Genomic DNA, 21,377 nt, shown 5'->3' with positions numbered 1-21,377 from the left:
CTCACTGGTGGGAGTGTTTCCCGCGCTGTACCGCTGGAGAAGTTCATCGACCCGTTGATCGCATGGTCCAGGCGGGAATGGTGGCGCATCCATGGTCATCACCTCGTCGTTTGGTACTGATTGACGTACGATAGTACCCGCATCAGTTCGCGACAAGGTCTGTGGCAGGGTATGCCGATAGGCGGCTCAGGTTGCCTGTTGCCCAGGCTGGTTGGTGAGCGCGGTTACCACGAGGTCGCTGAGCTCCATGAAGGCGTCGCCGTTCGACAGCCCCGTCCGGTCCAGCAGTTCGCCGTTCTGAATGCCTTCGATGAGCAGGCCGACAGCCTCGGCAACGAACTCGGCATGGACTGGGCGGAAGTGTCCCGCGTCAACGCCCTGGTGGACGAGTTCGCGGACGCGGCGGGCGGCTGCGGCCGAGTTGATCACATAGATCTCACGTGTGGCGTCATCCTCGAGCATGTCCTGGTAACAGGTGGAGGACATCCGGCGCATCTGCGTTCCGACGGCAGCAAGGTAGGTGGAGATGCGCGCTGCCGGATCTTCGATCGCCGCTACCTCCTTCTCTACGTTCTCCGCCGCCTCCCTGAAGAAGTGCTTGAGCACGGTGGCCACCAGGTGATGTTTGCTGGAGGCGATGGCATACAGCGTCGACTTTGAGCATTGAAGCCGTGCAGACAGCTCGTCGCTCGTCGTCCGGGCGAAGCCCTCGGAGAGGATGATCTCGCGCAGTTGCACGACAATCGCCTCCCGACGGCCGTCGTCAATCTTGCGTCGCTTGCGGGCGAGGCCGCTTGCCGCCCCCGGTGTGCCTGGGAAGACCCGGGCCATGACGTCACCTCCATGCGATACCGACTACGGAACGATCGGACCCTCCATCGTACCGCGATGGCGAGACATCATCCCGAGGTGGAGCGTGGCCCCCAGATGGGTGAGACCCCTATCGATGTACGAATCTGGGTACTAGCGTGTTCGAAACCGTACGCACTCACGGTGACGATTCGGCTGATCGGTTGACGGTGATGGGCGTACGTCCGTGCAGGCGTTGAGGGGTGGTGTCTGCTGCGAGCACTGTCTCGGCGATGCATCTGAGGAAGGGTCAACGATGACAGAAATCCAGATTCGACCATGGAAGAACCTGATGGTCTCCGCGTCGGACGGCGCAATCATTGCGGGCGCCGAGTGGTCCGGTTCGCGGGGGCCTCTTGTTTGCATCCACGGAATTACGTCTCAATCACGTGCATTCGTCGGACTCGCCAGTGAGTTGGCGGACTATAAGATCCTGGCGATCGACTGCCGTGGGCGCGGGGACTCGTCCAAGCGATCGCCTTTTGGCTTACGTCAGCATGCGGCTGATGTGGTAGCAGCCATGGACTCGGTCGGAGTTGACCGAGCCGTTCTGGTTGGCCATTCTATGGGTGCCTACGTCGCCAGTGCGGTGACTTCCGAGTATCCGGAACGGGTCGAGAGCGTGATCTTCATCGATGGTGGATTCTGGCGCGATTATCCGCTCACAATGAGTCCCGACGAGCTTCTCGATCTCCGTCTCGGTCCTTTTCTGGCCAAGTTTAGGCGGCGATGGAACAGCATCGACGAGTACCTGGATTACTATCGTAACACGCCGGTGTACCCGACTGGAATCGACGCGTATGGGCGCGTCCACTTCGAATATGACCTTGCGAAACTGGACAACAAACTGGTGGCCAAGATCTCTGAGGAATGCGTTCGAACGGATTGGCGTGATGTGGTGGACCACGACACCGTCGGCAAGCGCTTGGAGCAGGTCCGCGTTCCTGCGTTGCTGTTAACGGCACCACAGGGACTCACCGGCACCGGGGACGAGGTTATCACGCCGCGAGTGCGCGCCGAACTCGAACTGCGAATCCCGCAGTTGCGTACGGTCGAGATCCCGGACAGCAACCACCACACAATTCTGCTCTCCAAGGCGGGCGCTAGCACCGTCGCCAACGAAATAGCCGCATTTGCCGGCTGATCGGTAATCGGCTACACCGTCAACGCCAGCCAGATGCATGACAAAGGAGTCTGCATGCGCCGCCCGTGGATTTTTGTGCTTACCACTATAACAGCAACACTGTTAGCCTCGACGATTCCGGCCAACGCCGAAAGTGTAGAGTCACCACCTGCGCCTACGGGCGGAATATACGAAACGTTGTCAAATATCCAGTTCCCCGACGAACTGCTCCGGAACCCTGCTGGCAGGTCAAATGTACCGCATCGAGATTTCGGCACTCCCACGTCCGCCAAGGACAAGGTGTGCCCGTTTGTAGGCGGTATTCCGGTGTCCCTTCCCGTTGCCACCTTGCCCGCTGCGACCACCCTGATGACTCCGGGCGCGGAGAGTGGGGTGGACACACACGTTTACGGTGAGTTGTGCATGAGCCGCGATGCGCTCGCGGAGTCCCGGAGGGGTAACCCGCCAGCGGTACTAGTCCTCGTCCATGGCCTCAGCTACGGAACCTGGTACTGGGACTTCCCGTATCAACCTGAACGTTACTCAACAGTCAATTACCTCAACCAGCACGGCTACGCGACCCTCAACATCGATCGCATTGGAATCGGCCGTAGCGGACATCCCCTGAGTGCACTGGCCACTGTCCCCGCACAAGCCGCAGTCGTCCACCAGCTCATCCAAAAACTCAAGGACGGTACGATCGCGGGGATCCGGTTCCCGCACACCGGTCTGGTGGGGCACTCGCTGGGTAGCATCATCACCTATACGGAAACGGCCCTGTACAACGACACCGAAGTCAACATTGGCACCGGTTACAGCACTCGGCTGAATCTTCTTACCGCGGGGTCCTTCGCGGCGCTGGCGACGCCGGCTGCTCTGTCGCCGGTCACCAGCATGCAGCCGTGGGCCATCGATCCGGGCTACCTGCAGGCGCTGCCCGCCGGCCGGGAAGTACCTCAACTCTACTACCAGCCCAACACTGATCCGGGCGTGGTCCAGAAGGACAAAGAGCTGGCGAACGGAGCATCCGTCGGAGAGTGGTTAACCTTCTTCGAAGGCGCCTACGACGGGACCTACAAACACATCAAGGTGCCCACATTCGTCATTAATGGCGAATTTGATACCTTGGCGTGCGGCGACAACGCGATCTACTGCGCGACCGACGCAACATCCGACGCTGGCCCCGCTGACCTCGAGCTGTCAGGGCAACGCTTCGCAGCCTGGGAAGCTCCGGCGCTGAATCCAGGTGCCTGCCTGCGCGCGGCGGTGGTACCCGATGCGGCTCATGACGTCGCGCTACACCGCAATGCTCGGCAGTTTCAACGACTGGTTGCCTACTTCGCCGACCAAGCCATGGGAGTTCGCGGTCAACAAGCTGCTGACTACCGGAGGTCCTGCGTCAGCACGGCGACCTCGGAGACCGCAAGCATGCTGCCTGAACTAGACCGTCCTTTACCACCGCTAACACCCCCTCCGCCTGAGGCGGTCATCACACCGTTGGCCGAGACCATCGACTCTTGATCCCACGGTTTGCCGCCTCGGGTACTCAACTGCCCGAGGCGGCTTCCGGCGGGCCAGAGAGTGCGTGATAACGCTCATGGGAGAGCAGTACCACCGTGGCGGCCGCCTGTGCCGCGATAGTGCCGTCTGGCGCGTTCAGGCGTGCCTCGCCCACAAGATGGGCCTTGTGTCCGTCGACCTGCTTAAGCCTGGCCATTGCGTAGACCAAGGCGCCGACGGGCGTCGGCTTCCGATACCAGACTTGCAGGTGCTCCGTGACCAGCATTCGCCCAAGTCCTTGATATGCCGCCGTGCCGAGCAACTCGTCGAGGGCGAGCGCGAGGATTCCCCCGTGAGCGACCCGAGGCGGGCCTTGATGCTCGGCCGACACCCTGAACAGGGTGCGGCAAAGCCCGTCCGAGCCTTGATGGATCTGCAGCTTCAAGCCGCCGCTGTTCTTCGGGCCACACCCCACGCACTCGTCGAAGTGGGGGTGCACAACGACTTCCGCGTCAGGATCTCCGTAGGTGCTCATTGACTTAAGCTCCACGTGCGTTCCGCCATTAGGCATTGATCTACACGTGTGGAGACGGTGAGGCGAGCGTAGTCTGTGCCCATTTCGATGCGCGATGTTACTTCGATTGCCGAGCCCGTTTCGGTTTCGGCCCAGTCGGTGCCGCTCGCGATGAGGCTCGGCTGGTCCTGCGTCGGGCTGCCTGTCGCTACAGATACGGCCATATGTCGCTTCCAGAGTTTCGCGCTCCCACGAATGTGGTGGCCCGACATCGTGGTATCGAACCCGACTCGTACAGTCCCTCGCTCCAGATCCCGCGCCACCTCCCAGTGCTCAGGAGGGGATCTACGAGGTCGGACACTCGCCGGCCGGTCCGGAGCTGCGAAGTCGACGTCCTCCCACTGTGTGGGATCGGCTAGTGGAAGGCGCAGTGACGTCACTTGCTTTCCATCCGTGAGTGAGCTGGTCCGGCCGGCAGTCGGGCCCCGTCTATGAGTGATGACAGCGACAGTGGTTTCCTCGCCGCTCGGCCAGAGCCGGGGAAAATCGGAATCGGTTACGATTAGTCGGAGGCGATGGCGGGCCGGGAGTGTGTAGCACGTGGGATCGAGTTCGACGCGTACCGTGCACGATTGTTCCGATCCGCGACGAAGGCTTCGCAGGTCGTGATAGCCTTTGGAAATAAGCAGCGACCTGCCTTTGTCGTCGACGTCAGACAACTTGACCACGCAGCGATCTGCCGTAGTCGCCTCGGTCAGGGCGACCGTGACCACAGGTCGGCCCGCGATGTGGATGGCGTGGTCCAGCGGTGAGCTGGTGAAGGCCAGCGACCGCATGTCGTCATCATGCTGATCCATCGGGTACCCGAAGTTCAGCGCGCTGTGCACAGACAGGCCGCTGAGCACGCCGACGGTCGGATCAAGGCTCTTGGAGAGCACAGCGGTGGTGGCATTCGCCGACGTGGAACGCTCGCTTGCCGGCTCTCGTTGGAACAGGCCGCCCTCGGTCGTAGCCACGTAAGTTGTTTCGGATGTCGGCGGTGGCCACGACGCTGCCTGCACCCATCTCGGCTCGTGACCTTGGACGTAGAATGTCACCGGCTCGCTTTTGGAATCGTGGACTGTTCCATGGTGAAGCCAACGATCCCACCATTGGCATACGATTGCCGCGGCATTGGCGCGGCCGACCTTTGCCGCCTCTGGAAAGGTGTGCGTCCATGGCCCGGCGAGAAGCATCTTTGGCGCAGTGATATTTTCGTAGGCGCGAATCATCGCATCGCAGAACAAGTCGCGCCACCCCGCGACGCAGAATGTGGGCGCTGTGATGGCCGACACATCGATGGCTCTTTGCCGCCACTCTGCGGAACCTGGTGGGAGCTGCCAGGCATCGACGAACCACGGCGTGAACTCTTCGATCCGTTGTTTCCACGCCTGCATCCGGTTCTGGTAATCGTGACTGCGCAGCGGAAGCTGAAAGCCGCTGAGCAAGTCATAGGTGCTGAGATGTCCGAACATGACCATACCGCCGCGCAGTCCCGCAGGATGCACCAGATCGGTTTCGATGTCGGTAAGCCCCATGATCGGGCATATGGCCTTGAGCGCCGGAGGCCTGCGTGCTGCGACCCCGAGGGTGATCATGCCGGCGTGCGACAGCCCCCATAGCCCCACACTGCCGTCGCACCATGGCTGGCGCGCGACCCAGTCGATCACGTGCTCGCCGTCAGCTATCTCTTCCGGACTCACCATTGGCTGAGGGACCCCATCCGAACTGCCGTAGCCGCGGCAATCGACGTAGACGGCAGCAAAGCCGCGCTCCGCGAAGTAGCGGAGATAACGGCGATGCCGCAGTCCGCCGAAACCGTCTTTCGGTGAGCTGTACAACGTCACGACCGCGGGAACGGGCCGGTCGGCGTCAGGCAAGTACGCGTCGGCGCCCAGGGTTTGATCGGGGACGGCCGACGGAATTCGGATGTTCGTGATTTCTCGTGCGGTGAACTCCTGCGGACGTGAGCGGCCCAGCAGAGGCCGGAAATGATGCGGCATAGTGTTTTGCTCCAACTGTATGTTTTCGGATCAGGCTCGTCCGTATCCGCCATCGATTCCAAGTGTCTGGCCTGTGAGGTAGCCGCTCGCAGAGCTCACGAGAAAACTTGCCAACATCGCGAGCTCGCGTGGTTCGCCGAACCTGCCCAGTAAAGTTCGCCGGTGAACCGCGTCGCGTAACCGTTCGGAGTTCTTGAATGCTGTGCCCAGCCCCGCGTCGAAGAACCCAGGGGCAATCGCGTTCACACAGATGCTGTCACGGGCCCAGTCAACGGCCAGTGCGCGGGTCAGTCCCTCGATTCCGGCCTTCGTTGCCGCGTAGGCGGCGAGGCCCGGCCGCGGGATAGCCGCCATAACCGACGACATCAGGACCAACCGACCGTGCCCCGTTCGGGCGAGGTACGGATACGCGGCCTGTGCGGTGAGAAACGATCCGGTCAGGTTGACGTCAAGAGCCCTGGTCCATTCTGTCACCGACAAGTTCTGTGCCTTTGAGCTCGGAGCTGCGATACCGGCGTTGGCGATCACAGCATCCACTCGCCCCATCGTGGCGTTCACTTTCGCAAAGGCATCCTCGAGGGACCTCGGAGTCGCGATATCGCAGGGGACGGCGATGCTGGGATTGGCCAGTTGGCTGGACACCTCCTCGAGTGCTGCGATGTCGCGTGCGAGAAGGCCAACATGAGCGCCTTGATCTGAGAACGTCAGAGAAAGTTCACGTCCCAGGCCGCGGCTCGCGCCTGTAATGATAACGACGCGGCCTTCGAGAATCCTGTGGTCGCACATGGGTCATGCCGCATCGAGGTTTGCAGTACGACTCCACCTGAGGGCTACGCCACCCCAAGTCATTCCTCCCCCAATCGCCAGCAGCAGGACGAGATCGTCACTGTGCAGCTTTCCGTGCCGAACCGCTTCGTCCAAGGTAATCGGAACAGACGCGGCGCCGGTGTTGCCGTACCGCTCAACTGTTCGGTGCATGCGTTCTCCGTCCATGTCGAGAGCCTGAGAAAGCTCATCCAGCAGCACGCCATTAGCCTGGTGAGGTACGAGGAGATCGATGTCCGTGACGTTGACGCCGATTGCCGCACTTACCTCGTCAGCGGTCCTCGGCAATACCTTTGTGGCCAGTTCACGAACCTCGCGGCCTCGCATTGTGAAATAGTGCTGTCGGCTTTTGACGGTCGTGACGCTGGTCGGCGTCCGGCTTCCGCCCGCCGGAATCTGGACGTAATCGGCCATCGTGCCGTCCGATGCGAGCACGCTCGACAGTAAACCGCTACCCGGATTGACCGGACCGAGCACGACAGCGCCTGCGCCGTCCCCGAACAGTACGCACGTTCGCCGATCATCGTAGTCCAGAATGCGCGAGTAGATGTCGGCGCCGATCACGAGCGCGCGGGCGGGGGTGGGACGCGCCTGCAGCAGGGCGTGAGTCGAGACGAGTGCATAGAGGAAGCCGGTACACACGGCGTCGACGTCGTAAGCAGCCGCCTGGAAAGCGCCCAACTGTGCTTGGACCATGCTGGCGGTCGCTGGTATCGGCTGGTCAGGCGTCGATGTCGCGACGACGATCAGATCGATATCGAGCGGACAAAGACCTGCTGACGCGAGCGCGAATTCGGCCGCGCGAGCCGCGAGGTCGGAGGTGGCTTCGTCGGGTCCCGCGACACGTCTTTCACGGATCTTCGTTCTGCGAACTATCCATTCCTCCCCCACGCCGAGCCGCTCGCCGAGCTCGATACTGCTCAGGACGGCTGGTGGTAGGTACGAACCAGTTCCAAGAATTCCGATGCTCATGGCCGGTGTAATCCTCCTGTCGAACCGCTGATACCGGGACGGGACGTCTTTCGCGCATGAAATTTGTGCAGACCTTGTTCGACATCAGGGGTGGCGCTGTGGGCGAGAAAGATTTCGCGTTCGAGCCTCAGTGATACCTCAAGGGGATGCTCCGATACGTAGCGCATCATGTCCTTGATGGCGGCGAGCGCGTCCGGGCTCCTCGTCACGAGCCGGTCGATGATACGACCGAGATGCTCGTGTAGATGTGACGGTGGTGCGACGTGCGATACCAAGCCCCACTCTGCGGCGGCCTGGGCCGAAAGCAGATCTCCGGTAAGCAGCAGGTAGTGAGCGCGAGCTTTCGACAGTGCCCGTGTGAGGCGGACGGAACCGCCGGCGGCGGGGACGAGAGCGTTTTCCACATGTCGGTCACCGATCTTCGCCGTGGAGGACGCGATCGCCAGATCGCACGCCAGCAGGAGCTCGCAACCTCCCGCGACGGCGTACCCTTCGACGACCGCAATGGTCGCAAGCGGCGCATTTTCCCATGCGGTGAGAAGGTCACCCAGACGTGTCATGAACCGGCTGAGCGCCGGTGGTCGACGACGGAGTCGTAGTAGTAGTGTCAGATCGGCGCCTGAGCAGAAGCACCCTTCCGCGCCGCGTACGACAAGCACTTTGGCAGTGCGCGATACCGCCAGGTTTAGGGCTGCCCACAAACCATCGATGACGTCCTCGTTTATCGCATTACGCACGGTCGGCCGGTTGATCATGGCGGTGATCACATCCGGCTGCTCGGTGATCAGCACATCTCCGACATGCGTCTCCCCCGTCACAAACCCTCCAGGCAAATTCTGGCTACCGAGTGATAGTATTGAGGAGTTGTTCCTCTGTTATCACGCTCACGTTTCCAATGAATGGCAATGTAACGATGTAAATTGTCGTGTCCAGTAATTGACGGTGTCGGTGCCGGACGTCGTGTTCAATACGGAGTGAATGACAAAGTCGAGAAGTGTCTCTACTCGTTTGGACGCGATCACCGGATCATGCTCACTGAGTGGTCGCGATCCCGGATCCGCGACCAGCCTGACTACTGCGGTGGCCGCGAAGGTGGGATGCACAGAGCGGAACGTTCCCTCGGAGATTCCGGCCGCGAACACCTTCTCCAGGTACATGGTGGCGTGGCGCAAGCCGGCTTCATAGATCCTGGCGGTCGCAGCGGTGCTTGCGAGTTGCTCGCGGAAGGTGGTGCTGGTGCGCTGCCAGTGTAGGATCGATATCACGACGAATTCCGCCAGCCGTTCAGTCGGTCCAAGTTTTTCCGCAAATGTCGACGTAAGGTGCTGGCGAATTTTTCTGAACAGTAGCCTCGAGACGATAGGTCCGAGCAGTTGCTTGCTAGGAATGTGCGAGTACAGTGTCGACTTGGAGCAGCGGAGTTGCCGACTCAGGTCGTCCATTGTCAAGTGCAAGAATCCCTGCTCTTGCACAATCTCAGCTATGCGAGGCAATGGATCGTTTTCGTCGCTGCGCCTACAGTATGGCGGTCGATAGTCGCCCAAGGCGCACGGACTCTTCTTCGTGAGCATACTCGTCGCGGCCCCCAGGAGTTTCATATCCAGGCTTGTTATGAATCTACTTCACGAACACGTTCCAGGGTATTCCAGATTGCGAACGATTCTGTCCTATATGCGAACACGTAATCAGAACTCGTGGCGATACTTTGAGAGCGCAGTTTCGACTAACGATCCGTGAGGCTGAGCGGCGTCGATGCTCGACTCAAGTCGAGCTCTCATAGTGGATCTCCTTCACCGTAGGTCCCATCGGCCGTCTCAGGTCTACATCACGAGGCCATACGGACTTCAAAGTCAGTACGGCACCGCAGCGCGGATCACTGGTCTCCTCGGGACGTACTTCACTCGTCCGGGCTACGGCTCACCCGATGCGGTTCCAATCGGGCTCGGGCCGGGAGCCGTCGCGGGCGTGTGCTCACAGCCAGGAGGGGCCTTTCAAGAACCTGCTGCACCATGGCCCAGGTGTGCGTCCGCGGCGCGACTGGGAATCGTCAAAGTGCGAGTAGGCGGACAACGTGTTGATCTTCCGCACCAGAAGGTCCTGCCGTTGTGCGGCGTCGCTCAGAGTCGGCTGCGCCACGTTGCGGCGCGGCGGCGCGCGGCGGGTGGTGTTGATGGCGGCCGAGGTTTGCGGTACGCGGGCAGACGTTGACCGGAGCTGACGCTCTGGTGGGGCCGTTCGCAAGGAACGTGCTGAAGGTCGCGCTCGACGTAAGTTCATCAGCAGCAGGGTGTTCTCGATGGTTGGCCGACACGTGCGCCAGCGCCCAATCCGCACGATGCTGAGCGGCTGCTGCTGAGCTGGCGCGGCATCATGCGCCCACGGGGACGCGCCCCGGGCAGTTCAAAGCCATCCTGTGGCCACCGGCCGTGCCCGTCACCACGTGGCCGGGCCCGCCGCCGAGTGCGTCGACACGGCGAACGGAAACAGGTCGCAACCGATCCCCACGTGCACGCGAGAACACTATCCACGATGCTGAATCGGGTGGCCGACTCGTACCAGCGTTGCGTATTCGTGGTCGGGCGTCGTCACGCGGGGGCCGCCACTTCCTACGCGAGGCGAGGGCTAGGGTCTGGTGAATCAGCACCCACCCCGCCCGACTGGTCAGCATCGCCATGTTCAGTCTGCCGTCGGTGTGCCTTCGCCCGTGCCAGCAGATCAGCGTGACGGCGAGCCCACGCTGCCGCGGGCTCGACAACGGTCAGGAACTCCTCCATTTCCGGACTCAACGAGTAGTAGACCTCCGCGGGAAAAGATCTGAGGTCCTCCTGTGTGCGCACCAAGAGGCCTTCTTCTGTCATCCTCTTCAATGTTCTGGACAGGATGCTGTCCTGCAATTGTTTCGGTTGAACCGTCCATTCTTCTCCATATGTGAAAGAGTTGATGGTGGTGAGAATGTCAGCGCGGCGCATTTTGCCATGGGCAAGTGTTACAATGATCGCTGGTGCCCATTTGTCGATAAGTAGCTGCCTTAGGTCGTAGAAGTGATGCAGGAGCTCCTGATCCACGTGCACACGTACCCCCTGAATAGCGGACGGCTCTGCCGTGCCGCCCCTTCGGGGTCGCCTCGAAGGCCTTCTCGGGCGACCCGTTCGCTTTCGCTGCTGTGACTGGCCCTCTGTGCCGATCGGCCGCACAAGGCCTGTACGGATGAACCCACATCGCGTCAAGGAACAACGCCAACACTACTGTAGTCCTACTCGTTGCCCGGTGACCGCTCAGAGCGACAGCGGTGGTTGACGGCGCTGACGGCCACTTCTGACCGAGTCAGCCCGAAGAGAGTGCCCACTGCCGGCGAGGACAGCAGTCAGCGGGTCTGCGGAGCCCGTCGGCATTCAGGCTCGGGCTGCGCTCCCAGTCTTGCCTCTCTACGTCTTCAGTCGCCCAAACTCGCTCGCTCCTTCCTTGCAGTATGTCCGCCTTCGGTTTGGCGATGGAAGAGTCCCTGAGGGGCACTCTGTGAAAGTCCGGTGGAGAACAGGAGGATCCGAAAGGAAGCCCCGAATAGTCTCGAAGAGCGGGGGCAGCGACCTCCCCTCCACGCGACATCGCGCACACACTGAATCGATCCTTCGAATCGGTGGGCAACGCCTGCTTGGTGTTGGTGGGCCGGGGTGAGGCGGATACTGCCTTGATCATCCGCTGGCCTACCGAGCGAGCGCGACCGCGTCCAGGGGCTCGTTTGCCGGACACGCATGACGTCGATGGTGGAAGCGGTCTTCCTGGAACGCATCACGGTGCAGGGCGACTCATGGTCGCCGCCGACCTCGTGTGCGACGCCGCCGGACTCGGACAGCGTGTTCGTGCAGGGTGTGCTGGTGCTCGCCGTGCGTGAGGGCGTTGCCGCTGTTCATCGACGTCGCTGCCCTGACCCCGCCTGCGGTACTGACCGTCGTTTACCTCGCGATGGACGGATGTCACCAAGTCGTGATCACGTCCGGCGGGATTCGCATCGTCGACGCCTGCGCCGGGCCCTCCGCGGTCGCCGGGCACGCTCCTGGTCTTCGCCGTGGGTGGCATTGTCGCTGGCGACCGTCGCGGTCGTGGCCCTGCTGTCCGGCAACGTGGTCACGAGGAGACCTTCGCGTACGGCTCGGCGGGGCCTGAGCCGAAACGGGTTCGAAGAAAACGTGGCGGGCTTCGAACTTTCCGCGTCGCGCTCGCATCTTGTGGGCATGCAACCTTCACCACACGTTGTCGACTCGGTTCACGACCTGATGCCGCAACTGGCCAACAGCCGTGCCTACTGGCTCGGCTGGGGCAGCACCGATCCGGTCGACGCCGACCTGCCCCTGTACCGCAGTGACCTGCCGCATCCTCTCCTCAACGGGGTGCTGCGGCTGCGTCGTCGTCGGCTCGACGATGCCGTCGCCGAGGCCAGACGCCGGCTGAACGGCACGCGCTGGCTCTGGTGGGTCGGTGCCGACAGCGATCCCGGCGTCGCCGAGGGCCTGCTGTCGCTGGGTGCGACGGAGGTCCAGACCATGCCGGTCCTGGCCGTGCGGTTGGACCGGACGTGGGAGGCGACCGGGCCCGCCGGTCTGGTCATCGAGCCGGTCGAGGACACGAGGGGGATCGCCGAGTTCGTCGAGGCCTACTCGTCTCCCATGGGTGTCCCGGATACCGCGGTGGTGGCCACGATCGAGCGGGAGGTCAACCGGACCAGGCGGAACGACGAGATCATCCGCTTCGTCGGCCGTCTCGACGGCCGCGTCGTCGGCACCGCCGCCACCTCGATCAGCAACCGCGTCGCGGGCGTCTACGTCGTCACCACCGGCTCCGGCCACCGCCGCCGCGGGATCGGCACGGCCCTCACCGCGGCGGCGCTGCGCGCCGGGCGCGAGCGCGGCCTGAGCGTCGCGACGCTGCAGGCCAGCAGGGATGGTGAGCCCGTGTACCTGCGGATGGGCTTCCAGCCGGTGACGCGCTATCGCCTGTTCAGTTTCCGAGTATCCCGGCGGATGCGACAGCACGGTGAGACCTGGCCGGTTTCGATCACGACCGCGGACGGTCGGCGCCGTAGCGTAGTCCGTCGATGAGGAGCGCGACCATGCGCTGGCTGTACTCGGCTCCCTGGCCGGCCACGGGGACGCACAGGTTGGCGACGGCGTACAGCAGGTCCTTGGCGCTGATGTCGGCACGAATCGCGCCGCTGGCCGCCGCGGCTTCGAGCAGGGTGGCGAGGGTGGGGCCGAGCCGCTGCATGAAGTAGCCGGGCAGGGCGTCGAACGCCGGATCTCCCGAGTGCAGCGCCGACGCGAGTCCTCGTTTGGTGCCGAGGAACTCGGTGTACCGGTGAAGCCACCTCGCGAGTGCCTCGGCTGGTTCGTGTGCGGCGCTCAGTGCCGGTCCCGCATCGGCGCAGGCGTCGATCTCGCTCTGGACGATGGCCTTGACCAGGTCCGAGCGCTGCGGGAAGTGCCGGTACAGCGTTCCGACTCCGACGCCAGCCCGGCCGGCGATCTCCTTCGCGGGCGCGTCCACGCCTGAGGCGGCGAAGACGGTCTTCGCCGCCTCAAGCAGGGAGTCGATGTTGCGCTGCGCGTCGGCGCGCAGCCGACGCGGCGCGTCACCCCTGGTCGGCGCAGTGTTCTCCGCCACGACCCTCCTTAGCTTGCATAACCGGAACGTTGTTCCGTATAGTTCCGGAAAAGCTTTCCGTTTCGGTCCAGGGTACGGCACCGACAGACCGGCTACTACACCTCGACCACCACCCTCTGGAGACGACACATGCGGTACCGCACCCTCGGCCGGACCGGCATCAAGGTCAGCCCCTACGCACTCGGCGCGATGATGTTCGGCGCGTCCATCGGCAACCCCGACCACGACGACTCCGTCCGCATCATCCACCGGGCCCTGGATGCGGGGATCAACTTCATCGACACCGCGGACGCGTACTCCCGCGGCGAGTCCGAAGAGATCGTGGGAAAGGCGCTCGAAGGGCGTCGCGACGACGTCGTCCTGGCGACCAAGGTGCATCTCCCGATGGGGGACGACCCCAATCACCGGGGGAACTCGCGGCGCTGGATCATGACCGCCGTCGAGAACTCGCTGCGCCGCCTGCGGACCGACCACATCGACCTCTACCAGATCCACCGGCCGGACCCCGACACCGACATCGAGGAGACGCTGTCGGCGATGTCGGACCTGATCCACAGCGGCAAGGTCCGGGTGATCGGGTCGTCCACGATGCCCGCCTCCGAGATCGTCGAGGCCCAGTGGGTGGCCGAGCGGCGCGGTCTGGCACGGTTCCGCACCGAGCAGCCGACGTACTCGATCCTCAACCGCGGCATCGAGGCCGAGGTGCTGCCCACCGCCCAGCGCTACGGGATGGGCACGCTGGTGTGGAGCCCGCTCGCGAAGGGCATGCTCACCGGGCGCGTCCGCAAGGGCCGGCAGACCGACCTTCGCCGCGCTGCCATGTTCACGAGCCTCAACGACGAGCGCCGACTCGACGCCGTGGAGAAGCTCGTTCCGCTCGCCGCGGAGGCAGGCTTGCCGATGACCCACCTCGCGATGGCGTTCGTGATCGCTCATCCGGGCGTGACCAGCGCACTACTGGGGCCGCGCACGATGGCACATCTCGACGACCTGCTCGCCGGCGTCGACGTCACACTCACCGACGAGATTCTCGACCGGATCGACGAGATCGTGCCGCCCGGCACCGACATCGGCGCCCCCGACCAGTCCGCCTACCTTCCCCCGGCCGTCCAGCGCCCGGCCCTCCGCCGCCGGCCCGCCGGTGAGCGCTCCGCCGCCTGACCGCCGACCGGGGCGGGTGCTACCGAGCGGGATGGAAAACCCGCAGGTGCCGGACCCGGCCTTCCTCCAGGAACTCGACCCAGACCGCGTTCGGCGGACAGTGGAAGGGATCGCCGGGTGGGTTGACCAGGTCGGTTTCCAGGATGGTCACGGCGCTGCTCGCCACGACGTTGGTCAGCCGGTAACGCACGCCGTCCGCCACGTCGCCGTACATCGTCCGGACGAGATGGTCCTGGCCCCGGGTGCGGTCGCCCCTCGGCCAGGTCGTCTCGACCTCCGGTGACCAGGTCGCCGCCAGCACCTCGGCGTAGGAACCGCGCTCCGCGGCGCGGAGCATCTCCTCCGCCTCGGCCCGGCGCGTCCCGGTCACCGCCGCGGCGTCGCCGTGCACGGCGTCGGCCGTCGCCAGCAGCGCGTCGGCCAGCTTGGTGCGGGCCTGGCTGAGCCTGCTGCGCACCGTGCCCACCGGTACCCCGCACAGCGCCGCGATCTGGTCGTAGGCGGTGACCTCGGTGAAGTACCGCAGCATCATCACCAGGCGCAGGTTCGGCGACAGCTCCTCCAGCGCGCGCCACACCCAGTCCCGGGCGGCGTGCTGGTCCAGCAGCTCCGCCGGATCGGCCCCGAGCGCGGGCCGCGCCCGCAGCTCGATCTGGTCGGCGGGCAGCTCCGTCCTGCCACGCAGCTGCGTCCGGCAGACGTTCCGCACCACCATGCGCAACCACGGCCCGGCCGCCGTGGCATCCCGGACGTCGCCGATCCGCCGCACGGCGGTCAGCGCCGCCTCCTGCAGCGCGTCGTCGGCTTCCGGCCGGTGCCCCAGAATGCTCAACGCGACCGCCCGCATGGCCGCCCAATGCCGGGCCAGCAGCAGCCCCAGACACCGCCCATCACCGGACTGCGCGGCACGAACCAACTCAGCGTCGCACGGCGCCCCCACCGTCCCCCAGCTCACGTCTCGAGCCTACCGGCGCGCCGGGCCGAACAGCGTCTCCGGACGGTGTCCGAGGCGTGACGGTTCGAGCAGGCCGGAGATGTCGGGCATAGTGGAGCCGTGAAATACGTGTTGCTGATCTGTGACGACGAGAAGGCGTCGCCGTCCATGGAGGAGATCGCGGCGGACCCGGCGTACCAGGCGTACGAGGCGGAGGTGAATCGGCGCGGAGGCACCCTCGGTGGCGCGCGGCTGCGTCCGGTGGCGGACGCGACGACGGTCCGGGTCCGCGACGGCGAGACGCTGGTGTCGGATGGTCCCTTCGCGGAGACGAAGGACTTCATCGGCGGTATCGACATCGTCGAGTGCGCCGATCTGGACGAGGCGATCGCGCTCGCGGCACGGCATCCCTACGCGAGCCAGGGGTGTGTCGAGGTGCGCCCCGTGTGGGAATGACCGCGCCGCAAGACGTTCGGGCCGCGGTCGATGCGGCGTACCGGGACGAGTGGGGCCAGGTGGTGGCCACGCTGATCGGGCTGACCGGGGACTGGGACCTGGCCGAGGACTGCGCGCAGGACGCGTTCGCCGCCGCGCTGGAGACCTGGGCGCGCGACGGGGTTCCCGACCGTCCGGGCGCCTGGCTCACCACGGCGGCCCGGAACCGGGCGACCGACCGGCTGCGGCGGGACACGGTGGGCGCGGCGAAGCTGCGCCAGCTCGCGGTGCTGGAGCGTGCGTCGATCGAGCCGCCGGTGGAGGAGGTGCCGGACGAGCGGTTGCGGTTGATCTTCACCTGCTGCCATCCCGCGCTGCCGTTCCCTGCCAGGGTCGCGCTCACGCTGCGCACGCTGACCGGGCTGAGCACGGGCGAGATCGCCAAGGCGTTCCTGACCGGCGAAACGACGATGGCGCAACGTCTGGTGCGTGCCAAGCGCAAGATCGTCGAGGCGGGCATCCCGTACCGCGTGCCGCCCGCGGAGCTGCTGCCCCCGCGGCTGACCGCTGTGCTCGCGGTGCTGTACCTGATCTTCAACGAGGGCTACGACGAAGCAGCGGATGGGCGCAGGGCCCTTGCCGCTGAGGGGATCCACCTCGCCCGGATGCTCGTCCGGCTGATGCCGGCCGAGCCCGAGGCGCGCGGCCTGCTGGCGTTGATGTTGCTGCTCGAAGCCCGCCGCGCGAGCCGCACCGACAACGGCGTGCTGGTCACCCTGGAGAACCAGGACCGGTCCCGGTGGGATCGCGCACTGATCGCCGAAGGTGTTGCCACGCTTGACGAAGCGCTGGCCATGCGGCACTCCGGGCCGTATCAGGTGCAGGCCGCGATCGCCGCCTGCCACGCCACCGCGCCGGACGCCGCGGCTACCGACTGGCCACAGATCGCCGCTCTCTACGGCGAGCTCGCGCGGTTGGCGCCGTCCCCGGTGGTGGAGCTCAACCGCGCCGTCGCGGTCGCCATGGCCGAGGGAATCTCCGCGGGACTCGCTCTCGTCGATGAGCTCGCCGGGTCCGGCAAGCTCGATGGCTACCACCTGCTGCCCGCGACGCGGGCCGACCTGCTCCGCCGGGACGGCCGCCTCGCCGAGGCCGCCTCCTTCTACGAAGAGGCGCTGAAACTGGCGCCGACCGAAGCCGAACGCCGTTACCTGACCGCACGGCTCCGTAGCCTCTGACCAGCGCCGTCGAACTTTCTCGAACTTTTTCCGCACCGATGTCGATCCCGCGCGGCCTCCTTCGTCGGTGGGCAAAACCCACCAAGGAGAGAGGCAACGAGGATGTCGAACACCGAGTACCTGACCGCCACCATGACCGTGGACCAGTCCCCGGAGGAGGTCTTCGCCGCCATCACCGACGTGCGTGGATGGTGGAACGAGAACATCATCGGTGACACGGTCGCCCTGCACGACGAGTTCGTCTTCACCGACGACTACGCCCATGCCGGTGAGGTCGCCCAGGGCAAGAGGGGCATCCGCTTCGCCCGGTTCCAGCTCACCGAGGTCGAGCCGGGCGTGCGGGTCGTCTGGCACGTCCTCGACGCGGACCTCACCTTCGTCGCCGACAGCGACGAGTGGACCGGCACCGACGTCATCTTCGACATCACAGCCGACGCGCGGGCTACGACACTGCATTTCACCCACAAAGGACTCACTGCGGCGGAGTCCGAGTGCTTCGAGGCGTGCTCGAGCGGCTGGACCTTCTACATCAGCACCAGCCTGCCGCAGCTGATCGCGACCGGCACCGGCCAGCCCATCCCGAGCTACCGCCGCTGAGCCGGCAGCGAGCGGAAGGTTGTCGAACCATGGCCGTCGTCGAGAGTTCCGGGAACAGCGCCGCCGCACCGGCAGCGCACCAGAAGTCGGCACACCCGCGCCAGGGGCTCGTACTGGGGCTGGCCTGTGCCGCGCAGGCGATGGTGGGCCTGGATATCGCGATCGTGAACGTGGCCCTGCCCTCGATCCAGCACGACCTCGGCGTCAGCCAGAGCAGCGTGCAGTGGGTTGTCGTGGCCTACGGCCTGTTACTGGGCGGCTTCCTGCTTGCCGGTGGCCGGATGACCGATCTGCTGGGGCGGCGCCGCGTCCTGCTCGCCGGCCTTGGCCTGTTCACCACCGCATCGCTGCTGGCGGGTCTGGCGCAGGACGGTGGCGTGCTGATCGCGGCGCGCGGACTGCAGGGGCTGGGTGGTGCGCTCATCGCACCGGCGGCGTTGTCACTGCTGGCCGTGGCCTTCAGGGAGGGCCGGGAACGCAATCGGGCCCTCGGCATCTTCGGGGCCGTGGCCGGAGCGGCCGGAACGGTGGGCGTGGTCGCGAGCGGTCTCATTGCCGCCGGTCCGGGCTGGCGGTGGGCGTTCTTCATCAACCTTCCGGTGGGTCTGGTGCTCATCGCACTGGCCATCACCGGTCTTGCGGCCGACGAGCGCGGCGCCCGTTCCGGGCGGCTCGACGTCGCCGGGGCGAGCACGGTGACCGGCGGGCTCCTGGCCTTCGTCTACGCACTCCATCACGCTTCGACCGGTGGCTGGACCTCGCCCGCCACGCTGGCGTGGTTCGGCGTGGCCGGCGCGCTGATCGCGGTGTTCGTCAGGGTCGAGAAACGCTCCCCGGCCCCGCTCGTGCCCGGCAAAGTCCTGCGGAACCGCACGCTCGTCGCGGCGAACGTCACCGCGCTGCTGGCGTTCGGTACGTTCTTCTCGTTCATCTTCCTCGGATCGCTGCTGATGCAGCACGAGCTCGGCTACTCGCCGACGCAAACCGGCCTGGCATGGCTGGCCACGACGACGACCGAGTTCGCGATATCGGTGGTCGCCGGCCGCCTCGCCACGACCGTGAGCGTCCGCCGCCTGCTGGCCACTGGCCTGACCCTGATGGCCGCCGCGATGGTGTGGCTGACGCGGGTCCCCGGGGACGGCGATTACCTCACCGACCTGCTGCCGGCGTTCCTGCTCGCGGGGCTCGGCTTCGGCCTCTGTGGACCGTCGCTCCAGATCGGGGCGCTGTCCGGCGTCACCGAATCCGAATCCGGACTCGCCTCCGGCCTGATCGAGACGATGCGCGAGATCGGCGGTGCGGCGGGCGTCGCCGCGGTCTCAACGGTCCTTGTGGCCGGAACCGGCCTCGGCGGCTTTCACACCGCATTCGCCGCGATCGGCATCCTCGCCGGCCTCGGTGCCATCACCGCCGTGGCCGGTTTCCGGCGCGGTGCTGGCCCGCGGAATCACGAGACCGGCACACCAGGCGGGCAACCGCCACCCGGTAAGAGCCCGATCGGTTCGGAAACCCGCCGCTGACCTGCGCGCCCCCGGCGGGAGCACCAACGGGTGGGACCACGGGTGACCAGCGGCCTCACCCCAAGAGCGGGTAGCTGATCGGACCTTACGGCGTGGTGGCGTGGATCCCGGCGAGGACGATGTCGACGATTTTCTCGGCTACCTCCCGGGTGAAGGGGTGGCGTCGCCGGTTGATGTAGAGGTACACCGGGCCGGACAGCAGTTCGGTGACGAAGTAGCTGTCGACAGGGGGGATCTCGCCCTTCTCGACGGCGCTGTCGAATCGCCTTCGGGCGATGGCGAGTCGTCGGTCGTAGGCAGCTCGGACCGCCTTGTCGAGATCTGTGTTCCCGGGTGCCGCGATGGTGGCCTGCAGGATGGCCCGGTCGATCGAGCTCGACAGGCGTTCGGAGAACACGATCAAGAAGTTGACCAGGTCGCGGCGGAGGTTGCCGGTGTCGTGGAGGGGTGCGGAGTCCTCCGCGTACTGCAGTAGCGCGTCGCTGACGAGTTCGGTGCGGTCCGGCCAGTTGCGGTAGACGCTGTTCTTGTTGACGCCGGCGAGTTCGGCGATCTCTTCGTAACGCAGGCCGGCCACGCCGTTTCGGGCGACGAGCTCCGTCGTCGCCGCGAGGATCTGCGACCGCACCCGAGCGTTGCGGCCGCCCGGTCGCGCTGCGGGTCGTGCGCCGGCGTCGGCCGTCTCCGAGGTCTCCACGTTCTCCGGCACGCCTCTGATTTTCCCATCTACCCCTCGGTGGACACCTCGGTGGATCAAGGCTACCTTAAAGAGACGATCAGTCTCTTTAAGGATGTGAGCGTTGTGGGACCCACCTATCCGAGCACCCCGGGCGACACCCTGGTGTTCGAGAACGACCGGGTGCGCGTCTGGTCGATGACGCTGGAGCCGGGCGGCATGTTCGACTTCCACCAGCACCACTACGACCACCTGGTCCTGTGGCCGGACAGCGGGCAGGCCGTGGGGCAGAACCTCGGCGACCTCGACTGGGGGATCTCGCTGGCGGCTGAGCCGGGCTTCGTGCTGTTCCAGACGGTCGGCACCGCGGAGCCCCTCACCCCGCACCGCATCCGCAACGTGGGTGACAAGACGGTCACGCACTACATCATCGAGTTGATCAGCGAACGATCGCCGAGTGCGCAGCGCCTGCCCGGGCAGACCAACGGCCGCGGGACGTTCACCGGAGGAAACCCGGAGGAGCAGGCGTGAGCACGTCACTGGGCACGGTGAAGGCCGGCCAGATCGAGATCGCCTACGCGGAGTCCGGCTCCGGCGAGCCGGTGATCCTGCTGCACGGCGGCGAAAGCACCCACATCCAGTGGGACACGTTCCGGCCCCTGCTCGGTGCCGGCATCCGTGCGATCGCCTACGACCAGCGCGATTCCGGAGCGTCGGTCAACCCGCCCGACCCCTACGGCATCCCCGACCTGGCCGGGGACTGCGCCGCGCTCATCAGGGGACTCGGGTACGAACGGGCGCACATCTTCGGATCCTCGTTCGGCGGCTTCATCGCCCTGCAGGTCGCGGTATCGGTGCCCGACGTCGTGCAGTCGCTGACGGTCGGCGCCACCTACTCCAACGCCTCGGCGCTGCACACACCCGCGGTCTCCGAGATCGTCGAGCTGTCGCCGTCGCAGCGCGATGCGCGGATGCTCGCTCTCGCCCTGTCCGAACGCGGGCAAGCGGACGAGAAGGTGGTGGCCGAGCTCAGGTCGATACTGGTCCACCGCTCACCGGAGGCGGATGCGCGGCGACTGGCCGCGATCCCGGGCTTCGACGTCACCGATCGCCTACCCGAGATCACGGCGCCCACCCTGCTCATCTACGGCGAGGACGATCCCGCGGCCCCTCCCGACATCGGACAGAAGATCGCCGACGCGATCCCCGGGGCGAGGCTGGAGGTGATGCCGGGGGCGCGCCACGGATTCATGGTGGAGTTCGCGCAGGAAACCGCCCGGTTGCTCCGCGATTTCGTGCTCGCCCACCCGTCGCAGTCGGCGCGCTAAGAGTC

At 65.3% G+C, this 21,377-nt stretch carries 21 protein-coding genes; 10 read left to right on the top strand and 11 right to left on the bottom strand.

The window, feature by feature from the left end:
- Positions 1-186 precede the first annotated feature (186 nt).
- The gene (locus tag B0I33_RS04355) at positions 187-831 is read right to left on the bottom strand and encodes a TetR/AcrR family transcriptional regulator (protein ID WP_106177218.1); all 645 of its coding nucleotides are present in this window, start codon (positions 829-831) and stop codon (positions 187-189) included.
- Between the two features lie 274 nt (positions 832-1,105).
- On the opposite strand from B0I33_RS04355, the gene B0I33_RS04350 reads away from it, so the two are divergent.
- Together B0I33_RS04350 and B0I33_RS04345 are read left to right on the top strand one after the other, a co-directional pair.
- Positions 1,106-1,993, top strand: a complete 888-nt coding sequence (locus tag B0I33_RS04350) for an alpha/beta fold hydrolase (protein WP_106177217.1) — start codon at positions 1,106-1,108, stop codon at positions 1,991-1,993.
- A gap of 402 nt (positions 1,994-2,395) precedes the next feature.
- Positions 2,396-3,493: an alpha/beta hydrolase gene (locus tag B0I33_RS04345; RefSeq protein WP_181193174.1), complete on the top strand. Its 1,098-nt coding sequence runs from the start codon at positions 2,396-2,398 to the stop codon at positions 3,491-3,493.
- Positions 3,494-3,518: 25 nt separating this feature from the next.
- Here the strand turns inward: B0I33_RS04345 and B0I33_RS04340 are convergent, their stop codons facing one another.
- The 7 genes from B0I33_RS04340 to B0I33_RS04315 form a co-directional block, all read right to left on the bottom strand.
- Positions 3,519-4,007 (bottom strand): PaaI family thioesterase, encoded by a 489-nt coding sequence (locus B0I33_RS04340; RefSeq protein WP_106177215.1) that lies wholly within the window; start codon positions 4,005-4,007, stop codon positions 3,519-3,521.
- Positions 4,004-6,028, bottom strand: coding sequence for a CocE/NonD family hydrolase (locus B0I33_RS04335; RefSeq protein ID WP_106177214.1), 2,025 nt, complete (start codon positions 6,026-6,028; stop codon positions 4,004-4,006). Before B0I33_RS04335 ends, B0I33_RS04340 begins: the two co-directional genes overlap by 4 nt.
- A gap of 30 nt (positions 6,029-6,058) precedes the next feature.
- Positions 6,059-6,814: an SDR family NAD(P)-dependent oxidoreductase gene (locus tag B0I33_RS04330; RefSeq protein ID WP_106177213.1), complete on the bottom strand. Its 756-nt coding sequence runs from the start codon at positions 6,812-6,814 to the stop codon at positions 6,059-6,061.
- Between the two features lie 3 nt (positions 6,815-6,817).
- Positions 6,818-7,825 (bottom strand): 3-oxoacyl-ACP synthase III family protein, encoded by a 1,008-nt coding sequence (locus tag B0I33_RS04325; RefSeq protein ID WP_106177212.1) that lies wholly within the window; start codon positions 7,823-7,825, stop codon positions 6,818-6,820.
- Positions 7,822-8,643, bottom strand: a complete 822-nt coding sequence (locus B0I33_RS04320; protein WP_106177211.1) for an enoyl-CoA hydratase/isomerase family protein — start codon at positions 8,641-8,643, stop codon at positions 7,822-7,824. The genes B0I33_RS04325 and B0I33_RS04320 overlap by 4 nt, the downstream gene beginning before the upstream one ends.
- 66 nt (positions 8,644-8,709) lie before the next feature.
- Entirely contained in the window at positions 8,710-9,267 is a 558-nt protein-coding gene (locus B0I33_RS29605; protein ID WP_181193173.1) for a TetR/AcrR family transcriptional regulator, read from the bottom strand.
- Between the two features lie 1,164 nt (positions 9,268-10,431).
- Entirely contained in the window at positions 10,432-10,890 is a 459-nt protein-coding gene (locus B0I33_RS04315) for a winged helix-turn-helix transcriptional regulator (protein ID WP_245900439.1), read from the bottom strand.
- 687 nt (positions 10,891-11,577) lie between these two features.
- On the opposite strand from B0I33_RS04315, the gene B0I33_RS04310 reads away from it, so the two are divergent.
- Positions 11,578-12,921 (top strand): GNAT family N-acetyltransferase, encoded by a 1,344-nt coding sequence (locus B0I33_RS04310; RefSeq protein WP_106177209.1) that lies wholly within the window; start codon positions 11,578-11,580, stop codon positions 12,919-12,921.
- On the opposite strand, the gene B0I33_RS04305 is transcribed toward B0I33_RS04310, so the two are convergent.
- Complete coding sequence (locus B0I33_RS04305; protein WP_219927130.1) at positions 12,878-13,483, bottom strand: TetR/AcrR family transcriptional regulator; 606 nt, start codon at positions 13,481-13,483, stop codon at positions 12,878-12,880. The genes B0I33_RS04310 and B0I33_RS04305 overlap by 44 nt on opposite strands.
- A gap of 129 nt (positions 13,484-13,612) precedes the next feature.
- Here B0I33_RS04305 and B0I33_RS04300 point away from each other — a divergent pair, with 129 nt between their 5' ends.
- Positions 13,613-14,644, top strand: coding sequence for an aldo/keto reductase (locus B0I33_RS04300; protein WP_106177208.1), 1,032 nt, complete (start codon positions 13,613-13,615; stop codon positions 14,642-14,644).
- A gap of 19 nt (positions 14,645-14,663) precedes the next feature.
- Here the strand turns inward: B0I33_RS04300 and B0I33_RS04295 are convergent, their stop codons facing one another.
- On the bottom strand, positions 14,664-15,599 hold the full coding sequence (locus tag B0I33_RS04295; protein WP_219927129.1) for an RNA polymerase sigma factor: 936 nt from the start codon (positions 15,597-15,599) through the stop codon (positions 14,664-14,666).
- Between the two features lie 99 nt (positions 15,600-15,698).
- On the opposite strand from B0I33_RS04295, the gene B0I33_RS04290 reads away from it, so the two are divergent.
- The 4 genes from B0I33_RS04290 to B0I33_RS04275 all read left to right on the top strand — a co-directional run bounded on the left by B0I33_RS04290 (position 15,699) and on the right by B0I33_RS04275 (position 19,368).
- Positions 15,699-16,034 (top strand): YciI family protein, encoded by a 336-nt coding sequence (locus B0I33_RS04290; RefSeq protein ID WP_106177206.1) that lies wholly within the window; start codon positions 15,699-15,701, stop codon positions 16,032-16,034.
- Positions 16,031-17,251: an RNA polymerase sigma factor gene (locus B0I33_RS04285; protein WP_106177205.1), complete on the top strand. Its 1,221-nt coding sequence runs from the start codon at positions 16,031-16,033 to the stop codon at positions 17,249-17,251. The genes B0I33_RS04290 and B0I33_RS04285 overlap by 4 nt, the downstream gene beginning before the upstream one ends.
- Before the next feature lie 102 nt (positions 17,252-17,353).
- On the top strand, positions 17,354-17,848 hold the full coding sequence (locus B0I33_RS04280) for an SRPBCC family protein (RefSeq protein ID WP_106177204.1): 495 nt from the start codon (positions 17,354-17,356) through the stop codon (positions 17,846-17,848).
- Positions 17,849-17,877: 29 nt separating this feature from the next.
- A complete protein-coding gene (locus tag B0I33_RS04275; protein ID WP_106177203.1) occupies positions 17,878-19,368 on the top strand; it encodes an MFS transporter in 1,491 nt (496 codons plus the stop codon).
- Positions 19,369-19,453: 85 nt separating this feature from the next.
- Here the strand turns inward: B0I33_RS04275 and B0I33_RS04270 are convergent, their stop codons facing one another.
- Positions 19,454-20,077: a TetR/AcrR family transcriptional regulator gene (locus tag B0I33_RS04270; RefSeq protein ID WP_245900438.1), complete on the bottom strand. Its 624-nt coding sequence runs from the start codon at positions 20,075-20,077 to the stop codon at positions 19,454-19,456.
- Positions 20,078-20,170: 93 nt separating this feature from the next.
- Between B0I33_RS04270 and B0I33_RS04265 the strand changes: the two genes are divergently transcribed.
- Positions 20,171-20,575: a cupin domain-containing protein gene (locus tag B0I33_RS04265; protein WP_106177202.1), complete on the top strand. Its 405-nt coding sequence runs from the start codon at positions 20,171-20,173 to the stop codon at positions 20,573-20,575.
- Positions 20,572-21,372, top strand: coding sequence for an alpha/beta fold hydrolase (locus tag B0I33_RS04260; protein ID WP_245900437.1), 801 nt, complete (start codon positions 20,572-20,574; stop codon positions 21,370-21,372). Before B0I33_RS04265 ends, B0I33_RS04260 begins: the two co-directional genes overlap by 4 nt.
- The last annotated feature ends 5 nt before the right edge of the window (positions 21,373-21,377 follow it).

It is taken from the genome of Prauserella shujinwangii, assembly GCF_003001955.1.
Lineage (GTDB): Bacteria > Actinomycetota > Actinomycetes > Mycobacteriales > Pseudonocardiaceae > Qaidamihabitans > Qaidamihabitans shujinwangii.
Note: the sequence above shows the minus strand (reverse complement) of the source record. Positions and strands in the feature narration are given on the sequence as shown.

Coding starts and splice junctions, on each gene's coding strand:
- B0I33_RS04355 (WP_106177218.1), bottom strand. CDS start 831: ATGGCCCGGGTCTTCCCAGGCACACCGGGGGCGGCAAGCGGCCTCGCC.
- B0I33_RS04345 (WP_181193174.1), top strand. CDS start 2,396: ATGAGCCGCGATGCGCTCGCGGAGTCCCGGAGGGGTAACCCGCCAGCG.
- B0I33_RS04340 (WP_106177215.1), bottom strand. CDS start 4,007: ATGAGCACCTACGGAGATCCTGACGCGGAAGTCGTTGTGCACCCCCAC.
- B0I33_RS29605 (WP_181193173.1), bottom strand. CDS start 9,267: ATGGACGACCTGAGTCGGCAACTCCGCTGCTCCAAGTCGACACTGTAC.
- B0I33_RS04330 (WP_106177213.1), bottom strand. CDS start 6,814: ATGTGCGACCACAGGATTCTCGAAGGCCGCGTCGTTATCATTACAGGC.
- B0I33_RS04325 (WP_106177212.1), bottom strand. CDS start 7,825: ATGAGCATCGGAATTCTTGGAACTGGTTCGTACCTACCACCAGCCGTC.
- B0I33_RS04300 (WP_106177208.1), top strand. CDS start 13,613: ATGCGGTACCGCACCCTCGGCCGGACCGGCATCAAGGTCAGCCCCTAC.
- B0I33_RS04275 (WP_106177203.1), top strand. CDS start 17,878: ATGGCCGTCGTCGAGAGTTCCGGGAACAGCGCCGCCGCACCGGCAGCG.
- B0I33_RS04280 (WP_106177204.1), top strand. CDS start 17,354: ATGTCGAACACCGAGTACCTGACCGCCACCATGACCGTGGACCAGTCC.
- B0I33_RS04310 (WP_106177209.1), top strand. CDS start 11,578: ATGACGTCGATGGTGGAAGCGGTCTTCCTGGAACGCATCACGGTGCAG.
- B0I33_RS04285 (WP_106177205.1), top strand. CDS start 16,031: ATGACCGCGCCGCAAGACGTTCGGGCCGCGGTCGATGCGGCGTACCGG.
- B0I33_RS04350 (WP_106177217.1), top strand. CDS start 1,106: ATGACAGAAATCCAGATTCGACCATGGAAGAACCTGATGGTCTCCGCG.
- B0I33_RS04335 (WP_106177214.1), bottom strand. CDS start 6,028: ATGCCGCATCATTTCCGGCCTCTGCTGGGCCGCTCACGTCCGCAGGAG.